The organism is Anaerolineales bacterium, from assembly GCA_015075725.1.
Taxonomy (GTDB): Bacteria; Chloroflexota; Anaerolineae; order Anaerolineales; family Villigracilaceae; genus Villigracilis.
In genome coordinates, this window is record JABTTV010000001.1 from 4,668,791 (window position 1) to 4,688,561 (window position 19,771).

Sequence of the window (19,771 nt, forward strand, 5' to 3'; positions counted from 1 at the left end):
CGCTGTTTAAGGGCCTGTCGCTGTTCCAGTCGCCGTAGGCGTGCGCGTCACAGTGGGAGAAACCGTCGGAGTCGTCAGCGGCGTATTTGTCGCCGTCGGAGGAATGGTGGCGGTCGGCGTCGAAACGCCGGACACGGAATACACCCGGCTGATCACTTCACCAGGTCCGCCCATCAAGCCAAGATCCGTCCCATTATACGTAATTCTCAGGGAAGAACCGTCCCCGGTAAGGATCACGATCTGGTTCTCCGCCGCAAAATCCCGGGTCTCGCGCGGCGCCATGCGTCCTTCGAAAGCGACCGTTCCATCCACCAGAATTTTTACATATACGCGCCCCAGCGCAAATACGCTTACCGCAACGTTCGCATCGGAGGGCGATGCCTGGACTTCAGGGGTGGTAAACCCTTCCACGGCCGGTCCTGGCGTTCCATCGAGGCTGCCCTCCTCCGTGGAAACCGCCGCATCATCCAGACCCGTCGGTTCCGCTGTTTCGATCAACACCTCGATAATGGACGGCGCAGTGGGTTCGGCTTGTTCTTCCCTCACACTGACAATCCGTCCCACTCCCCAGATCGCCAGCGCGGCCAGCGTCACCACCATCAACATTCCAAAGATCAGGTCTCCCGCAATGAACGTCCTCAAGAACGGAATCGTGGGTTTGACCTGTGTTTCTATTTTATCCCGCGGAGTCTCCGCATATTTTTCCCGGCGTTTCACCTGAAGCGCATCCGCGTAACGCAGCAACACCTCATCCACGTCCAAGCCCAGAAAATTCGCGTAATTCGAAAGCATCCCGCGGGTTTGCACGGTCGACGGCAATTTCTCGAACGCGCCCTCCTCCAAAGCCTTCACATAATTCACGCGCAGGCGGATATGCCGTTCCACCTCTGCAACCGTCAGGCTGATCATCTCGCGCCGTTCGCGCAGTTTGGTCCCAATTTCCGCCATGATCGCATCGGCGGGTTTATCCGGCAGCCCGGGTTCAGGCGCTTGTTGTTCGGTTCCCGCCGCTTGAACCACAACCGCCGGGGCAGATTCTTCCTTATCGAGTTTGACCCCGAACCCGGAAGAGATTCGTTTCCAAAGGTCTTGCTTCGCTTCATCCCGGACTTCAACTTGTTTCTCTCCATCGGTTGTGGTCTCCGCTGGCGGCTGACCCTGGGATTCTTCGGCTGGTTCTTGAACCGTCTCCGGCGCAGATTCCGCTCTGGGTTTGCGTCTCAACAAGCGGACGAGTGCCGAGACGGGGCGAAGCATCCGGAAACGAGGCGCAGGTTCATCCTCTTTCGAATCCACCAACGGCGGCAGTTCCGTCTCGGAAAGGTTGATCTGCGGGAGAGGTCCGCTCACTTCGGCGGGCGGAATGGGGTTGCGCTGAAACTCGGCGATCAATTCATCGATATCGACGCCGAGATATTCGGCATAGTTGCGCAAAAAACCGCGCCCCTGCGCGGCGGACGGCATGACGGAAAAATCGTCCGCCTCGAGCGCCTGCAAAAAGGCGCGGCGGATGCGCGTTTCCTCCGCCGCCTTTTCGAGGGAGATATATCGCGCCTCCCGCTCGCGCTTCAAGCGTTGACCGATGGTTTCAGGCATCGGCACTATTTTAATGCCTATTTCCGGAATTCCACCTTGACATTCCCTTACGCATGACGTAGCATCGTTTTATGCGAATTGGAATGATGGTCGACAGTTACAAGCCCTATATCAGCGGCATCACCAACTATATAGAGGTCAACAAACGATTTTTCGAGAAAGCGGGGCACGAAGTCTACGTCTTCACGTTTGGCGACCTCGACTACGAGGATGAGGAGAAGAATGTAATTCGCAGCCCCGGCCTGCCGCTGGCAGATTCGGGATTCTTTCTTTCGATGCGCTATTCCCGGCAGGCGAAGAAACTCCTGCAGACGATGGATATCGTCCATGTGCATCATCCTTTTCTGAGCGGGCGCCTTGCCCTGCGCTACTGCCGCCCGGCAAACATCCCCATCGTTTTCACCAATCATTCCCGTTACGATCTGTACGCACAGGCTTACCTATCGATGATGCCGGAAGAGGTCAGCCTGGGAATGCTTCAGGCATACATGCCCCCCTTCTGCAAGGCGATGGACCTGGTGATCACGCCCTCCGCTGGCATGGAAAAGGTCCTGCGCGAATTGAAAGTGGAAAGCCACATCGAGATCGTCCCAAACGGCGTGGATTTGGAAAATTTTCAACATGCCGCGCCGTTACCGCGCGAAAAATTTGGCTACAAGCCGGATGATATCCTGGTCGTCTATGCGGGCCGGATCGCTCTCGAGAAGAACATTCCCCTCCTGATCGACTCGTTCGATGGCGTCGCCAATGCCGTCCCAAATGTGCGTCTGCTGCTCATCGGGGGCGGCATTCAGCAATTCGAAGATGAGATCCGCAACCATATCGAGAAAAAGAGCAACCGTGACCGCATACGTTTGGCTGGCAGGGTCCCCTATGACCAACTTCCCGCCTACCTTGCCATGTGCGATATCTTTGCCACGGCATCCGTGACGGAAGTGCATCCGCTCTCAGTCATCGAGGCAATGGGGGCCGGGCTTCCGATCATGGGCATGGAATCCGTTGGCGTTGGGGATACCGTCGAAGACGGCGTAACCGGTTACCTTGCAACGAACGATCTGCCTTCATTCACGGCGAAACTTACCCGGCTCTGTCTCGAACCCGACATCCGGAATTCGATGAGCCATTCAGCCCGCAAGGCGTCCCTGACCTATAAGATCGAACGCACCACGAAGATCATGCTAGCTCAATATGAACGCGTCCTGCAAGGCACAACCCGCCGAAAGGATAATCTCAATTCACGCCTGCGGGGAATACTGGAAAAGTTCCTTTCATGACCAGGCATAACCAGCGCATCGGCGCCTGGGGCGAATCAACCGCGGTCGGCTGGCTTGAAGAGAGGGGATATGATGTGACAGCGCGCAACGTCCGTACGCCGTATGGCGAAATCGATATCGTGGCTAAAAAGGGCGGTGTTATCTATTACATCGAGGTGAAAACGCTTACCTCATCCAGGAATTTTTTCCCCGAGCACCAGATCACAGCGCGGAAACGGGAACACATGCTGAACGCCGCTGCTCACCACGCCTCTGAAAATGGGATCGATCGCTGGCAGATCGATGTGATCGCCGTCGAAGGCAGACCCGGCGGGACCCCCGTCATCCATCATTTCCAGAACATAAATTAGGGATCAAACCGAGAACTCCCAAGTTATTCAATCACCGGCCATCACCCCGCTTCATTCTTATCCTGCAATTTCAACTTCCCCTTGGGTATAATATTCACACATCCAATGGAGAACAACCCGGCCAACTAAGATTAGGAGAACCTCATGGCAAAAGTCATCGGACCCGACGTCAGTTTTTATCAGGATGACCCTGAAACCCCGCAGGGCATCAATTTCACGAGGATGCGCCAACACGCCCAGTTTGTCATCGTCCGCGCGGGGCAAAACCTGTGGGGCGACCGGGATTTCAAAGCGAATTGGAGGGGGGCGAAAGCGGCGGGGCTCCCCCGCGGTTCCTACTGGTTCTACGACAGCCGGATCGACCCAAAACAGCAGGCTGAAAAATGGGTTTCCATGTTCGAAGGCGACTTCGGCGAACTGCCCTTATTCGGCGATTTCGAGGATACCTACAACGGGGGTTATCGAGGGTGGAAACATTGGTACGATTTCCTTGAACGGGTGAAACAATTGATCCCATCCAACAAGGAGATCGGAGTCTACACCGGCTATTATTACTGGCTCGAAAATACCGTCGGCGTCAGCATTCCGACAGCTTCCCTGAATTATTTCAAACAATATCCGCTCTGGATCGCAGCCTACAACCCAACGGGACCCTCTGTCCCGAAGCCATGGGACGACTGGACGCTTTGGCAATTCACAGACAACGGTGACGGGGCAGTCTATGGCGTGGAAAGCCTGAACATCGACCTGAACTATTTCAACGGCGATGAAGATGCCTTCGAGCAAAGATTTGGGGTGACCTTGGGACCGGCGCCCGAGCCGACCCCGCCCGGGAAGAATTACCGCGTCACTGTCAACTCGCTCAAGGTCCGGTCGGGACCGGGATTATCCTTTGGCCAGATCGGCAGCATCAAGTTGAACGAAGTGGTGGAAAGGCTCGAATCCAACCCGGATGAAACCTGGCACAAAATTCGCAAACTGGATGGGAGCCTGACCGGGTGGAGTTTCGCGGCTTATCTTCAAAACCTGGGCGGGACTCCTTCGGGCGGCGATACCGGCACGGGTGGAACAGGAGGCACAGGTTCAGGCGGAAGCGGGGATCCCGGTTCCGGAACAACCAACCCGCCGCCGGACGAAGAAGACACCGATTGGTATCGCGTCACAGCGTCCACATTGAAGATCCGCATCGGACCGGGACTTGAATTCGAATCCATCGGCACATTCACCTTCGGCGAGTTGGTGGAGAAACTCGATGCCAGCCCGGATAACAAATGGCTGAGAGTTCGAAGCAAAGACGGCAGGAAGACCGGCTGGAGTTTCGGCGATTATTTGATCAGCGTTCACAATCCTTCGAGCGAGCCGCCGCCATCCACGACTGTGCCGGATTACAACGACAAGAACTGGTATAAAGTCACGACCTCCACCCTCAACCTGCGCGAATCTCCGAACCTGACGGCGAAGATCATCAGCACATTGTCCAAGAACGACATAATTCCGGCTCTCGATGAATCAAATTCCAATTGGGTCAAAACGCAAAAACTGGACGGCTCGACGGGCTGGTGTTCGCGGGATTACCTTGCCCAAGTCGGCACGGCGAAGCGCCCCGATTCGGTCACGCAAGCCCTTTTCTCCGGAGTGACCTATCTGCGGAAGGACCTTACCTCGCCCCGTCCCATCGTGGTGCATGTACTCGCCATAGACCTTCAGGCACAGAAACTCGAATTCCTCGTTACGCCCTCCGCGAACAATACCGACGTGCTTTGCACCCGCACCACGTCGAAATTCCTCGAAGAGTTCAAGCTCCATGCCGCGATCAATGGCGGATATTTCAGTTATCTCGACGCATCCTTCATCCCGTCGAAACTCTGCCCGAACGGCGGCGACCCGGTCCGCATCAGCGACTACGCCGCCTCGCGCGGCAAGATCTATTCCAATAAGAAGACCGCCCAGCCGGTGATCCATATCGGGAAAAAGAATCAGGTAATATTCAACCCAAAACAACCCGCTGTGTTCAACGCCATCTCCGGAGACCGGCTGGTCGTGGTCGAAGGAAAGGTGGTGAAAAATCTTGCGGCGCAGGTGCCAAATCCACGGACAGCGGTGGGATTGAGCAAAAACGGCCGCTGGCTGACCCTGATGGTTGTGGATGGCCGGCAGGCAGGCTACAGCGAAGGCGTGACCTTCCCCGAATTGGCTGAGCTGCTCATTTCGTACGGAGTGTATACCGGCGCGAACATGGACGGCGGCGGCTCCTCCTCGATGGTCATCCGCGGATTCGATGGAAAAGCGCGCGTCCTGAATTCCCCCATCGAAATGAATCAACCCGGCAAGGAACGACCGGTGGGCAACCATCTCGGTCTGTTCATCAAACCATAGAACATCATTTACCCGGAATTTAATTTGGAACGCTGACAAGCGACGAACTCACCCACGAACCTTAATTTCGTGGGTGAGTCAATTTTTAAAAGCCTATTCCTCGCCGAACTGTTCCTTCGCCTTCTTCGTTTGTTTGCCGCGTTCTTCGGTGTTCAATATCCGTTTGCGAATTCTGAAATTCTCAGGGGTGACTTCGAGCAGTTCGTCGTCGGCGAGATATTCGATGGCTTCATCGAGGGACATCTGCCGGGGTGGGGTGAGGCGGATTTCCATGTCGCCGCGAGCCGCGCGTATGTTCGTCAAATGTTTCTTTTTGCAGACGTTGACGGAAATATCCCCTGCGCGGGCATTTTCACCGACGACCATGCCTTCGTAAACGTCAACGCCGGGACCGACAAAAAGCATCCCGCGCTCCTCCGCCGATTTCAAGGCATAGGCGGTCGTCGTGCCGGGTTCCCACGCCACCAGCGAACCGGATTGGCGCGTGTTCATCGGACCCGATAATTCGTCGTAGCCGTGGAAGATGGTGTTCATCACGCCTGCGCCGCGCGTGGATGTCAGGAATTGATAACGGAAGCCGAGCAAACCGCGGGTCGGGACGATGTATACCATGCGCGTCGTACCCTGACCCGAATCCTGCATGTCCATCATTTTGCCGCGCCTCGACCCAAGCATTTCCACGACCGCACCGACGGTTTCGTTGCTGGTCTCGATGTGGACTTCTTCGTAAGGTTCGAGTAATGCGCCGTCGTCCGCATTGTGATAGATGACCTCGGGGCGTGAGACCTGGAATTCATACCCTTCGCGCCGCATCGTTTCGATGAGAATTCCAAGATGCAATTCGCCCCTGCCCGAGACGAGGAAATTTTCCGCCGAGTCGGTATCCTGTACGCGCAGGGAGACGTTCGTGCGCAGTTCGTCGTTCAATCGTTCGCGCAGTTTCCGCGAAGTGCCCCATTTGCCTTCCTTGCCGGAGAACGGCGATGTGTTTACCCCGAAGGTCATGCGGACCGTCGGTTCCTCCACTTTGATCGAAGGCAATGCAACCGGGTTGGCGGGGTCGGCGAGCGTCTCGCCGATGGCGATGTCTTCCAAGCCTGCCAGTGAGATGATATCGCCTGCAATCGATTCTTCGACCTCGACCTTGTTCAAGCCTTTGAATGTGTAAAGATAACGTGCGGTTTCAGGAAGAATCTTCCCGTCCAATTTGATGCGGGAAAGTTTTTGTCCGACTTTGATCTTTCCGGCAAAGATACGTCCCACTGCCGTCACGCCGCGATAGTCGTCATAGCCGAGGGTGGTGATGAGCATTTGCAGGGGAGCGTCCACGTCCACTTTGGGAGCGGGGATATGCTTCAATATGGCATCGAATAAGGGAGCAAGGTCCGGTCCGAGGTCCGGGGAAAGAGCCGCCCTGCCAGCCGTCGCCTGGGCATAGATGACGGGAAAATCCGCTTGTTCTTCGGTCGCTCCAAGTTCGATGAAAAGGTCAAAGGTTTCATTCAAGACGCGATCCGGTTCGGCATCCTTGCGATCCACTTTGTTGATGACCACGATGGCTTTGTGCCCCATCTGGAGCGCCTTCTTCAAGACGAAGCGCGTCTGCGGCATGGGACCTTCCGCCGCATCGACGAGGAGCAGCACGCCGTCCACCATGTTCATGACGCGCTCCACTTCGCCGCCGAAATCGGCGTGACCGGGCGTATCGACGATGTTGATCTTCACAGTTTCATTCGTGGCAGGATCGACCAGGCTTATCGCTGTGTTTTTTGCCAGGATAGTGATTCCGCGCTCGCGCTCGAGGTCGTTGGAATCCATGACGCGTTCAGCAACCTGCTGGTTTTCGCGGAAGGTGTGGGATTGGCGCAAAAGCCCGTCAACAAGGGTGGTCTTGCCGTGGTCGACGTGGGCGATGATGGCGATGTTTCGAAGGTCGGTTCGGGTTAGCATGGGAGTTCTTTCGGATGGGCAGAGGATTAGAGAATTGAGATCGGAGACTAATGATAAGTGAATAGTGGATGGTGAATAGTGGATGGTGAATAGTGGGTTGGCGATAAAAAAGACCCGGCGGGACGCCGAGGTCTTGAAGGGTCGTTCGGCTTGCGGATGGTATTCTAACAGAGAGGTTGTATTTGAGGAAGGGAGTCTTATATCCGCGCCAATTTCCCCGCCCTTCTCAAATCGCGATAATTCCACAGCACCTGCCAGATGCGAATAGCCGCTTCGATCTGGATCTTGAACGACATCTTGGATTTCCCGAACCTGCGGTCTGCAAAGTAGATGGGCGACTCGCCGATCTTAAATTCAAGGCAGTGGGTCAGGTAGATCATTTCGACGAGGAAGATATACCCGCTGGAGTGGATTCGTTCGAAGGGGATCTGTTTCAAGGTCTCCGTGCGCCACATGCGATAGCCGGTGGTGACGTCGTGCAAGGGCAGACCTAAAATGGTGCGCGCGTAAAAATTTCCGAACGCGGAAAGCCACTTTCGCCAAATGGGCCACTTTTCATCAACAGAGCCGCCGGGGACGTACCGCGACCCGAGCACAACGTCGTTGGATTCGAGCATTCGAGCCATGTCGGAAAGCATGACGGGGTCATGTGAAAAATCCGCATCCATTTGGACGATTGCCTGCGCGTCGCTATCGAATATCTTCTGAAACCCATTCAGGTACGCAGAGCGCAAACCCATCTTACCGGGACGGTGCAGGACTTCAATCTTGCCGTAATGTTTCCTGGAAAGTTCCTCTGCCAGTTTGCCTGTTCCATCCGGGCTGTTGTCGTCCACGACGAGCAGGCGCAGGTCGAGCGGAAGCGAAAATAAAGCGGAGACCAGTCTGGAAAGGTTCTCCGCTTCGTTATACGTCGGAATGACAATTGTGACTCTCAATTCCTGCTCCCGTCATGACGCATTCATAAGCACCGTTTTAAATTGAGCCGCGTCAGGCTTGTAGTTCTTCAACGAGGCGAACTCGACCAGTTTCGCACCAAGCCGGTCGGGCTGTTTCGCTGCCTGCTCACGGTCTTTGAGAGGATAAAAATATTCCACAGATTGTTCCAGTCGTGATCTCAGCTTATCACGCAACACAGGCAAATTCGACGGCTGAACAACCAGAAGCAGTTCGGTTGTGCTCAGGTGGCCGAGAAAATCATCGGAACGGCTGAATTCACGCAGTGTGTTGACGATCATCAGGCTGATCGCCCTCAATACATCGTCGGATGCGACAAATCCGTAGGCTTCACGAAACGCGCCCATATTTTGAATGGAAATATACAACAACGCAGATCCGTCCTTCCCCAGGACCTCAGATAATTTCTCATCAACCAGCGCGCCTTCCGGCAAACCCGTGACCGGGTTGGTCAACGAGCCCTGATAGACCCGCTTGAGCGCATTCCTCACGCGCAGGCGCAATTCCTGCACGTCGAACGGTTTGGTAATGTAATCGTCGGCGCCGATCTCCAATCCCTGAAGACGGTCACTGCGTTCGCGTTTCTCGGTAAGGAAGATGATCGGGATGTTGGAGGTGCGCCGGTCGTTGCGCAACCGGTGGGCAACCTCATATCCGTCAATATCAGGCAGACGAATATCGAGAATCACCAGCTCCGGGTTCACCTGCAATGCAGAACGGACGCCATCCTCACCCCAGTTCACAGTGAATACCTCGTATTCCTGCGAACGGAAATACGCCGTCAGCATTTCAGCCACATCAGGGTCGTCTTCTACAATGAGGATCTTCTGCTTCGTATCCGACATGCCGGGGGCCCGTTAGCTAGGAAATCGGTTCTTTTTGGATGATGAACTCGCAGACCGGGTCGCCCATCGCCACACATTTGGATTCATTGACGCGGAATTCATTCCCGCCGGAAACCCATTTCAGGCTTTCCTGAAGCAGCCCGGTGGAGATGAAGCAGACAGGCTTGTCGACGCCGGTGCGTCCCCAGCAGCACGGGCATTTATGGATGGTCCAGATCCACTCGGTATCCTTTTCTTCGACGGATGTTTGCTGATCGCTGAGCTGGGTAAAGATCTTGGCAAAGGCGGGCAGACCGATCCTTAACTTGGACTGAAGGGGGAGGACGACAAAAGCCAGATCGGCCGCTCCAGCCAGAGCGCCGAAGTTCCGAAGCGCGTCTGCAAAGGTGGCGCGCCCGGCTCGCAGGGCGAGGCCGCGTCCGCCGCGCGGACCGTACATTTCCTCCAATGCGGAACCGATGGCGGATAACTCGGTAAAATCGAAGCCTTTATCCAGGTTATCCGGGGGATAGTTTTCGATGTAATGACTCAGACCGCCAAGGTTGAGGATGGCATTCAAACCGTTCTTCCCCATCACTTCTTCAAGGGATTTGATCGTAATCAAGCCGAATTTGTTGGGATAATACAAACCAGATTTTTGGACGGGGCTCATGATGACTCCATTAAATTAACTTCGCCAGATCTTCGGCGGCGCGACGCATATCCAGGAAGATCAGGCCAAGCCTGGCCTGTTCACGAACCAGGGCGGTTAGAACCGCTTCCTCCCCCACGGAGATAAGAACGACATAGCCCTTCAGCCCCTTGATATAAACCTGCTCGAGAGAGCCGCGCCCCAATTCGCCGGCAATTCGTTCACCCAACGACAACATGGCCGCCGACATTGCGGAGACACGATCTTCCTCCACGCCCTGCGGCAAAGCGGAAGCAATGCTCAAACCATCCACGCTGACGATAGCCGAGGCTTCGATATCCGGCGAGGACGCCTGCAATTCCCTCAGGCGGTCTACCATTTGTTGTGTGCGATTTTTTGTCAACCCAGCCCTCCTGGGGAATTTTTACGCCCCAAATATTTCAGGACGTTTTATACATTCATCGAAACAATTTTAGAACATGGCTACCAATGTGTCAAGTTCGCCATCGCTTGGTTTGCAAAAGGGCAAGGCGTTCATGACACGAAATACCAGCCAAGGATGCGTTGTATTGACACGGTCATACCCTCATGGTAAACTACTGCCCGCTTAACCAAATGGTCTCGTGGTGTAGCGGCCTAACATGCGGCCCTGTCAAGGCCGAGATCGCGGGTTCGAATCCCGTCGGGACCGCCAGAATGTAATATTTCGAAAGGTCGAAACAAAGCAACCGGCAATTGAAGCCGGTTGTTTTGTTGTTTTACTGCGTCTAATATCTCAATGGCGGTACTCCGTCAAATGGATAAGCGTTCTATGTACGATGGTCAACCCCAAGCTTTGTTGGAGGCGGCATAGGGATGGGGAACAATAGTCGAAGACCATTTCCAAATCAAAGTGCGACGCAACAATGCCACAGAACGCACGATTGACAGGTTGGAAATATAAGCCAGTTCGTTTGCCATTACAAGCCTGGCGAGGCATGCAATCTGGCTTATAACAAACCGCTCTCCCACCCTTCTTACAGATTCTGGAAAACTTGGCTACAGGGACATTCAAATCCAGTGAGGCATGAAGCGCTGGTTCGAACCGCGGACAGGAAAACAGGTAGGTGTGGGGGTAATTAAATTCAAATGAAAATCAAAAAAATATAAATAAATTTTCCTGCCATTATTGATTGTAGACACTGTATGAGTGTCTGGTATTGAGCAATCATCCAATTATTAAGACTTCTATATGGTCCCTCAAAACTAATCACCGTATTCGGGCAATGAAAGTAGGTAATGCATTCAGTTACCCTTATTGTCCTGGGCATTAAGGTGGCAGGGCTAAGTCGTGACATAATCCATATTGCATTTGGTTTGTTTTTTTGCTACCATACAACCGAGTAAAATTACTGTTAGCGGGATTCGGATCAACCATTTTAGACCGTCGGAAGTAACCTGAAAACAATAAAGAAGTTCGAGGCATTGAACCAATGCTTTTAATTTGGTCGCTTAACCCACAACTGTGGGGGCGAGCATTGGGGAGCCAATAGCGAAACCGGCTGTTATAGCCGGTTGTTTGTTTAAATCCAGTTTTTCCAAGAGGAAACAATGTCAATCCAAAACCTGTTTTCAAATGCGAAATGGAACAAGGTGAATTTTCGGATTCAACCTGCCAAGATGATGCAAATCTTCTTGATCCTGACTGTTCTCACTTCGGCCGTTGGGGTAAATCCCGCAGCCGCAGAGGATTCCATACTTAGCGATCCTCTTCAGTTGAACCCGATGAGCGCGCCAGCTCTTCAAGATAGTTCTAATTCCCGGGCAGACGCTTTGGTGCTTATGAACTCTGATAGTGCTGGACACATTGACTTCGTTCACTATATCCAGCCGTATCTCGACCATTTTGGCATCCCTTATACCTTGCTGGATATTTCCACAACCCCCATAACCGAAAACGTGATCGATTATGCCTTGATCATCATCGGTCATCGGCAGTTGGATATCGCTGGCACTTACCTGGATACAACCGAGCAAGGCAATCTCTCAGCGGCGGTGAACGCTGGAACGGGTTTGGTCAACTTTGACAATGACTTATCAGCGGATGGCAGCACACCGCATTATTCATTTGTTCAAGATGTATTTGGCTTCGGTTATGGTGGAGCGACCAGCGGTTCAGGTGTGAGCTTTCCGAGCAGTACGCTTCATTATATCGCTGAACGCCACACGCCGGGTGAGAGCCTGGGCACAGGAGAGATGAGCCTGCCAGGTGTGACATTGCCGGGGGATGTGACTACAGTGGCCAGCACGGGCGCACAACCTTTCATCGCCGTGACGACCTATGGCGCTGGACGGGCAGTACAGTGGGGCAGTTATGAGTGGATGTCCACGTCGGTGCGGGGGCCGGTATATGGATTAGACGACCTAGTATGGCGCAGTCTTGTGTGGGCTGCGCGCAAGCCCTTTGTCATGCAGGGCATGCCTCCCTTTCTGACCATGCGAAGCGACGATGAGTCGGGAAATTTCGAGTGGATTCACATCGCCAACGAATTCGGCATCAAACCCTGGGCGGGATTGTTTTATCAGAACATTGATAGCGCAGAGGCAGCCGATCTCTCCAACCTGACCAATGCCGGACTTGCCACAGCAGCGATCCACGCCTTCAATGGCAGCTTCTTTTATTTCAACCACGGTGCGGGAAATTATCCGGACGCCACCGTCGCTGCGAACTTTGCCGATGGTACGGCCTGGCACACAACGAACAACATCCCGATCTCGGATTACGTCCTGCCGCACTATTACGAGTTTGGCTCGAATGTATTCCAGGGTCTTTCCAATTGGGGTGTTGAGTTCGTCGGTACACAGATGGAGCCCGGCAATGGCTACGGCGCGCCTTGGATCATGAACGGGCCGTTCCGTGAATACGAAACAGGCGGCAGCAGTTCCGGGTTGCCAATGTATTACGCCGACTTCATGACCGTCCCCGGTCACCCAGAGTTTGATGGACAGTTCTTCAACTGCGTCACCGAGATTCGTGACGATGCTGGATACGAGTGGTACCCAAATCTGGGGGATGTAGCGGGCACAATTGGAAGAGGAACGCGCCAGACCAAGCGTGCCCTGGACGGGATGCAGTTGGCGACGCTCTTTACCCACGGCTACTTCGTGAGCGGGAGTTGGGGAGCCTCTGCCCCAGCCAACTGGCGGGCCATCCTGCAAGGCATTATGAACAACCTGAGCGCTTACGAGGTGGAGCCTGTGACGATAGACTACGCCTGCCGCTACATCCGAGCGACTACAACGTCGAATATCACATCGGCCGCTTATAACACAAGCACAAACCAAGTGATAGCGAACTTCAGCGGCGCCACAGATATCCCGACCCGTTTTTATTTGTTTATGGATGGGGAAGGTTACGTGATGGTGGATGTGCCTAGCTTCACAGGGACGACCACCGTTAACTACATTATTCCTGGGCCGCTGGATCACATCGTTGTCAGCCCAAATCCAGCAACCGTGGTGGCTGGCACAACCCAACAGTTCAGTGCGGTAGGTTATGACGCCAACAACAACCCGATTCCGAATCTGACCTTTGCCTGGAGTGTTGTCAATGGAGGTGGGACCATCGACGTGAGTGGGCGTTTCACAGCCGGAGTTATTCCGGGAACCTACGCCAACACGGTCGTGGCGACGCGCAACGCTATCAGCGGGACAGCCAGCGTGACAGTGTCCGAGCCGGTGCTCCACCACTTTGAGTTCGCCACGATCGCCAATCCAAAGTATTTGAATGCGCCGTTCTCAATAACACTTCGCGCCCGCGACAACGCTGGCAACCTGGTGGTTGGCTACGCTGGGACGGTAGCGCTGACCGACTCGACCGGGACGGTCACGCCAACTTCGGTCGGACCTTTCGTAGGTGGGGCGTGGACTGGTCCGGTGACCATTGGCGCTACGGCAAGCAGTGCGACCCTGACGGCGACAGGTAGTGGAGTAACTGGGATAAGCAATACCTTCCAGGTGCTCGCCGCCCCGGTTTGCCCATGCAGCATTTGGGATTCCGGGACAACGCCCGCGAATCCCTTTAATGCAGACCCCAATGCTTTGGAGGTTGGAATGAAATTCCGCGCCGCCACAGATGGGTACATCACTGCCTTGCGCTTCTACCGGAGCGCATCCAACACGGGGACGGAATTTGTCGGGCACCTGTGGACAGCAGATGGGACGATGCTGGCGGAGGCAGTCTATCCAACCGGAACACCAGCCGGATGGCAGCAGGTCAACCTGGCTGCGCCTGTTCCGATCAGTTCAGATACAACCTATGTAGTTTCATATCATACAACAGCAGGCTATGCCGTTGACCGGCCTTACTTCACTGAAGGCAACCGGGCGTTATACGAACACCCGCCGTTGCGCGCCCTGGTAGACGGTGAGCAGGGCGGAAATGGTGTCTATAAATACGATAATACCGTGCCTGCTGGTGGTTCCCACTTCCCAAATGAAACCTATCAATCCAGCAATTACTGGACAGATGTGGTCTTCGAGACCGACCTGACCCCACCGGAAGTGTGTGTTGACGGGGACTGTATGTTGTGGGGTGACAGTTTTACTCCTTCTGATGTATCTTCGAATTCCGAGGCTGTCGAGCTTGGTGTTCGATTCCGCTCCAGCTTGGGGGGGTACATCACCGGCTTGCGCTATTACCGTGGCTCAGGTGACACAGTCGCACACCCGGGACACCTGTGGGCATCCAATGGCACCTTGCTTGCCTCGCTTACTTTTCCAGCCACGGCAACCGCAGGCTGGCAACAGGCGCTTTTCGACACGCCCGTACTGGTCCTGCCCAATCAAATCTACGTGGCTTCTTACCATACTTCAACCTCCTGGATACGAACGCTCAATTACTTCACCAGTGGGCGTGATAACCCGCCTCTTTATGCCTATTCCAGCACTGAGGCAGGCGGCCCGAATGGCTTGTATACTTATGGTCCCTCGCCCAGTTTCCCCAACGGCACATTTAATGCCTCCAACTACTGGGTGGATGTGCTCTTCAGGACACAGATTCAACAAGATACGACCGCCCCGAGCGTGGCATCCACCATTCCGGCGCCGAATGCGAATGGTGTTGATATCAACGCCGATGTTACTACCACATTCAGCGAGGCAGTAGATCCGGACACCATCGGCAATGCCACCTTTGAACTGCGTGGTCCAGCGAACGCCCTAGTAACGGCTACCGTCACATACGACCAGAACACCCATACCGCCCGGCTGAACCCAGCCAGCCCCCTTTCTTACTCCACAACCTACACTGCTGTAGTAAAGGGCGGGGTTTACGGTGTACATGATCTGGCGGGCAATCCAATGTACGGAGATTACACCTGGTCATTCACCACTCTGACCGAAGCACCCACCCTGGATCATTTTGGATTTTCGGCAATATCGAGCCCGCAGGTAACAGGCACACCTTTTGCGGTAACGATTACTGCCTATGATGACGGTAATAATGTGTTCACACCCTACAATGGCACAGTCAACTTGAGTGTATCCGCTGGAACCATCACGCCAGTCCAGGCCGGGCCTTTTGTAGATGGCGTCTGGAGTGGGTCGCTTACCATTGACTCAAGTGTGGAGTATTCCGACCTGGTCGTCACTGCTACCGATGGGGCTGTTGTGGGTCAAAGCAATTCCTTTGCTTTGCAGCTGCCGCCGGAACCGCCAGACTTTTACACTGTCACATCCGATTCATACCAGCAGGTGACAGGAGTTCCGTTTAATGTGACTGTCACTACTTATCCCGGGCTGACGATCAACGCTTGGGAGGACAACCACCAGTACCCGGTTCTGGCAACGACCATTGATCCGACAACGTTAATTCCTGGAAATCCTGGAGAGTCGGATGGACAGTGGACGGAGTTTCATTACATTCAGGGCCGCCCTTATCCGAGCGTGCTAGCCGGTACAAATGAAGAGAATTATGGTCTGCCGACGATGCGCTTCTATGCGGATGGGATTCCCAACGGTGAATACCAGGTGATTGCCAACCTGTATGATAACGCCCAGATGCGCTACTTCTACGGTTATACAATGGATAATCCCAAGGCTTATTCCATTGATGTTCCCGGAGGCGCTACCGGCACGCAGCATCGCGAGTACAGCCTGGGCAATATCACTATCACCAACGGGACCTTCAATATCTACGTTCGAGACGCCGATTGGCTGGGTGGGCAGGATTACAGATTCTTCGGCTGGGCATGGATCCGCCTGGTTCCGGTCTACGGCGACACAACCATCAACGCCTGGGAAGATAACCATCAGGACCCAGTCCTGACCACAACCACCAACCCTGCGGCTATCATTGGTACAGATGGCTTTTGGACAGAATTCCTCTATACACCCAGCCGACCATATCCAACCATCCTGGCAGGAGTTGACGAAGAGAACCACGGCTTGCCGACGATGCGATTCTATGCAGATGGCATACCCAATGGCACCTACCAGGTATTTGCCAACTTGTACGATAACGCTTCCATGCGCTATTACTACGGCTTTTCGGCGGGCAATCCAAAAGAGTTCTCCATCGACCTGCCAGGTGGCGCTACCGGCACGCAGCATCGCGAGTACAGCCTGGGCAACATCACCATCACCGATGGCACCTTCAATATCTACATCAGAGATGCTGACTGGTTGGGGGGAATGGACTATCGCTTCTTCGGCTGGGCATGGATTCGCCTAGCTTCAGCCGGTGTCGAGATGAGCTCCAGCTCAGCCACAATGCTTTTCGATGCTGACGGAGACGGCATTTACGGCGAAGCTGGAGATACTGTCAAGCAGCTCACCAACGGTGCGTTCACCATCTCTGCGCAGGAATCCACTCCGGGAACCGGTGTGGAAATTATTGCCACGGACAATGCTGGACGAACGGGGTCCAACCAGTACACTGTTACGACAACTAACCAGGCTCCGCAGGCAGTGGATGACACCTATACAATCGACGAAAATACTACCCTGACAGTTGCTGCCCCGGGTGTGCTGAACAACGATACTGATCCCGACAGCGATTCTCTCAATGCGATTGAGGTCAGCGGCACAACGCATGGCACGCTTGATCTCAATGCAGACGGCTCGTTCACGTACACACCATATTCCGGTTATTCGGGCGATGATACATTTACTTATAAGGCGAATGATGGGTATGAAGATAGTAACACCGCGACTGTTAGTATTTCCGTAATTCCAAACGAATACACTTTGACAATTGTCTCGGACCATGGTTTGGTGACAAAGACGCCCAACAAACCCACCTATCACTATCTCGATGTGGTAACTCTGAGCATGACGGCAGTTGACCCCGGTTGGACATTCACTGGCTGGAGCGGCGATGTGTTTGAGGATAAAGTCACAATCCTTGGTGATACTACAGTAACTGCCAATTTCGCTCTCAACCAGTACACCATCACCTTCGACAGCAATGGCGGTTCGCCAGTCGACCCGATCACCCAGGACTTTGGTTCAACGGTGACCGCCCCGGCTGATCCGACCAAGGCTGGTTACACCTTCGCAGGCTGGGATCCATCCGTCCCGGCGACCATGCCTCTGGGTGGAGCGGCCCTGACCGCGCAGTGGACGGTGAACCAATACACCATCACCTTCGACAGTAACGGCGGTTCAGCTGTGGACCCGATCACGCAGGACTTTGGTTCAGCAGTGACCGCCCCGGCTGATCCGACACGACTCGGTTACACCTTCGCAGGCTGGGATCCATCCGTCCCGGCGACCATGCCGTTGAACGGCGCGAACCTGACCGCCCAATGGACAGCCAACGAGTACACCATCACCTTCGACAGCAACGGCGGTTCGGCAGTGGCTTCGATCACGCAGGCATTCGGTTCATCGATCACACCGCCTGCCGACCCGACCCGGGCTGGCTTCACCTTTGCCGGTTGGGATCCAGCCATCCCGGCGACCATGCCGTTGGGCGGAGCCGCACTGACCGCCCAGTGGACAGCCAACGACTACACCATCACCTTCGACAGCAACGGCGGTTCGGCTGTTGATCCGATCACCCTGCCTTACGGCTCAGCGGTGACCGCCCCGGCTGACCCAACCCGACCTGGCTACACCTTCGCCGGTTGGGATCCATCCGTCCCGGCGACCATGCCGTTGGGTGGAGCAACCCTGACCGCGCAGTGGACAGTGAATCGATACACCATCACCTTCGACAGCAACGGCGGTTCAGCTGTGGACCCGATCACTCAGGACTTTGGTTCAGCAGTGACCGCCCCGGCTGACCCGACCAAGGCTGGCTACACCTTTGCCGGTTGGGATCCATCCATCCCGGCGACCATGCCTTTGGGCGGAGCGGCCCTGACCGCGCAGTGGACGGTGAACCAGTACACGCTGGCCTACACAGCTGGGACAGGCGGAACACTGACTGGTGAAGCATCACAGGTCGTTAACTACGGTGGAAACGGAACCCTGGTCACAGCCGTACCAAACACAGGCTACTATTTCGTGAGTTGGAGTGATGGTGTCTTGACCGTTTCCAGAACCGATGAGAATGTCACCGCCAATCTTTCCGTCACAGCCACCTTTGCCCAGGGTGCAGCAACCATCAAATTGATAGACAGTACGGGCGCAGGTATCGCTGGCGCAAGAGCGCAATATTATGATAAAGGCTGGAAAGACATCCCCGGCACCACCAACACCGAGGGAATGCTATCGGTTGCCATCCCTGGGCTGAAAGGAAGAGTCAACTTCAAAATCTACCACGCCGGGGCACAAATCCAAAAGACTCAGGACATTACAAGCAACCCCCTCGTCGTCTTCCAGACCAAAATGGTGACCCTCAAGCTGCTCAGTTCGACAGGCAGCGAGCTGACCGGCGGCGCGCAATACTATGCCGGCGGTTGGAAGCCCTTCGGCAGCGGCGCGACGACCACTGCGATGGAATTGCTCCCCTTGACTTACTCGTTCAGGGTCAGTTATGGCGGCGCACAGGTCAGCAAGAGTATCAACATCGCCACAACTCCGGACGTCGTCTTCCAGACCAAACTGGTGACCTTCAAGCTGCTCAGTTCGACAGGCAGCGACCTGACAGGTGGCGCACAATACTACATCGGCGGTTGGAAGACCTTCGGGAGCGGCACGACGACCACTGCGATGGAATTGCTCCCCGTGACTTACTCGTTCAGGGTCAGTTATGGCGGCGCACAGATCAGTAAGAGCATCAACATTGCCACAACCGCGAACGTCGTCTTCCAGACCGGCAGCGTACACTCAGACAGTGGAACCTGCACCCAGTATTACGCCGGCGGCTGGCGACCTTTCACTCAGGACATGGAATTGCTGCCTGTCGCTTACCCCTTCAGGTTCACCGGCTGGCCGCAAAAGACCTACACACTTACCTCAGGAATTGTCAATCACATCCACTGAAAACAATCTTCCTGAACATCGTTCCTTTCTAAATGAAAAGTTCCCCGGATCCAGGGGAACTTTTCATACATGCCAATAAGCAACTGATGATCGTTCAAAATTTAGTAAAGCCAGCGACCGAATGGGATATTCTTCCGCCTGGGGAAATTTTATGCGCTGGGGAATTGTTTCCCAGCAAGATTTCATTAAATAGCACTGCTCTTCTCCTGTTCTTTTGGTAATTAATCAATCTGAGATGCAACTTATAGTAAAATATTCTTTGCCGGGGCGATGGCGGAATCGGCAGACGCAACAGACTTAAAATCTGTCGTTGGCAACAACGTGAGGGTTCGACCCCCTCTCGCCCCACTTTTCATCATGTCATTGCGAGACGGAGCTCGT

At 54.5% G+C, this 19,771-nt stretch carries 10 protein-coding genes, 2 tRNA genes and 1 riboswitch; of the genes, 6 read left to right on the plus strand and 6 right to left on the minus strand.

All coding sequences use genetic code 11. The features are described 5' to 3' along the window. Nucleotides 1-6 precede the first annotated feature (6 nt). Complete coding sequence (locus HS100_22445) at nt 7-1,596, minus strand: DUF4115 domain-containing protein (GenBank protein MBE7436692.1); 1,590 nt, start codon at nt 1,594-1,596, stop codon at nt 7-9. An 83-nt stretch (nt 1,597-1,679) separates the two neighbouring features. Here HS100_22445 and HS100_22450 point away from each other — a divergent pair, with 83 nt between their 5' ends. The 3 genes from HS100_22450 to HS100_22460 all read left to right on the plus strand — a co-directional run bounded on the left by HS100_22450 (nt 1,680) and on the right by HS100_22460 (nt 5,596). Then, the gene (locus tag HS100_22450; protein ID MBE7436693.1) at nt 1,680-2,870 is read left to right on the plus strand and encodes a glycosyltransferase; all 1,191 of its coding nucleotides are present in this window, start codon (nt 1,680-1,682) and stop codon (nt 2,868-2,870) included. After that, complete coding sequence (locus HS100_22455) at nt 2,867-3,220, plus strand: YraN family protein (protein MBE7436694.1); 354 nt, start codon at nt 2,867-2,869, stop codon at nt 3,218-3,220. Before HS100_22450 ends, HS100_22455 begins: the two co-directional genes overlap by 4 nt. Nucleotides 3,221-3,364: 144 nt before the next feature. Continuing rightward, entirely contained in the window at nt 3,365-5,596 is a 2,232-nt protein-coding gene (locus HS100_22460; GenBank protein MBE7436695.1) for an SH3 domain-containing protein, read from the plus strand. Between the two features lie 93 nt (nt 5,597-5,689). On the opposite strand, the gene typA is transcribed toward HS100_22460, so the two are convergent. The 5 genes from typA to HS100_22485 form a co-directional block, all read right to left on the minus strand. After that, nucleotides 5,690-7,546 carry a translational GTPase TypA gene (gene typA / locus HS100_22465; GenBank protein ID MBE7436696.1) on the minus strand — a complete coding sequence of 619 codons (1,857 nt, stop codon included), beginning with the start codon at nt 7,544-7,546 and terminating at the stop codon, nt 5,690-5,692. Nucleotides 7,547-7,743: 197 nt separating this feature from the next. Next, nucleotides 7,744-8,484, minus strand: coding sequence for a polyprenol monophosphomannose synthase (locus HS100_22470; GenBank protein ID MBE7436697.1), 741 nt, complete (start codon nt 8,482-8,484; stop codon nt 7,744-7,746). Nucleotides 8,485-8,496: 12 nt separating this feature from the next. Next, nucleotides 8,497-9,348 carry a response regulator gene (locus tag HS100_22475; GenBank protein MBE7436698.1) on the minus strand — a complete coding sequence of 284 codons (852 nt, stop codon included), beginning with the start codon at nt 9,346-9,348 and terminating at the stop codon, nt 8,497-8,499. 16 nt (nt 9,349-9,364) lie between these two features. Then, nucleotides 9,365-10,000: a 4-vinyl reductase gene (locus HS100_22480; protein MBE7436699.1), complete on the minus strand. Its 636-nt coding sequence runs from the start codon at nt 9,998-10,000 to the stop codon at nt 9,365-9,367. A gap of 10 nt (nt 10,001-10,010) precedes the next feature. After that, the gene (locus HS100_22485) at nt 10,011-10,358 is read right to left on the minus strand and encodes a roadblock/LC7 domain-containing protein (GenBank protein ID MBE7436700.1); all 348 of its coding nucleotides are present in this window, start codon (nt 10,356-10,358) and stop codon (nt 10,011-10,013) included. Between the two features lie 238 nt (nt 10,359-10,596). Here HS100_22485 and HS100_22490 point away from each other — a divergent pair. The 3 genes from HS100_22490 (at nt 10,597) to HS100_22500 (ending at nt 19,738) form a co-directional block, all read left to right on the plus strand. Continuing rightward, a tRNA-Asp gene (locus HS100_22490) sits at nt 10,597-10,673 on the plus strand. A gap of 754 nt (nt 10,674-11,427) precedes the next feature. After that, a riboswitch (cyclic di-GMP riboswitch) is annotated at nt 11,428-11,526 on the plus strand. 43 nt (nt 11,527-11,569) lie between these two features. Beyond that, nucleotides 11,570-19,390: a DUF4082 domain-containing protein gene (locus HS100_22495; protein ID MBE7436701.1), complete on the plus strand. Its 7,821-nt coding sequence runs from the start codon at nt 11,570-11,572 to the stop codon at nt 19,388-19,390. A gap of 264 nt (nt 19,391-19,654) precedes the next feature. Then, nucleotides 19,655-19,738 (plus strand) — tRNA-Leu (locus tag HS100_22500). The last annotated feature ends 33 nt before the right edge of the window (nt 19,739-19,771 follow it).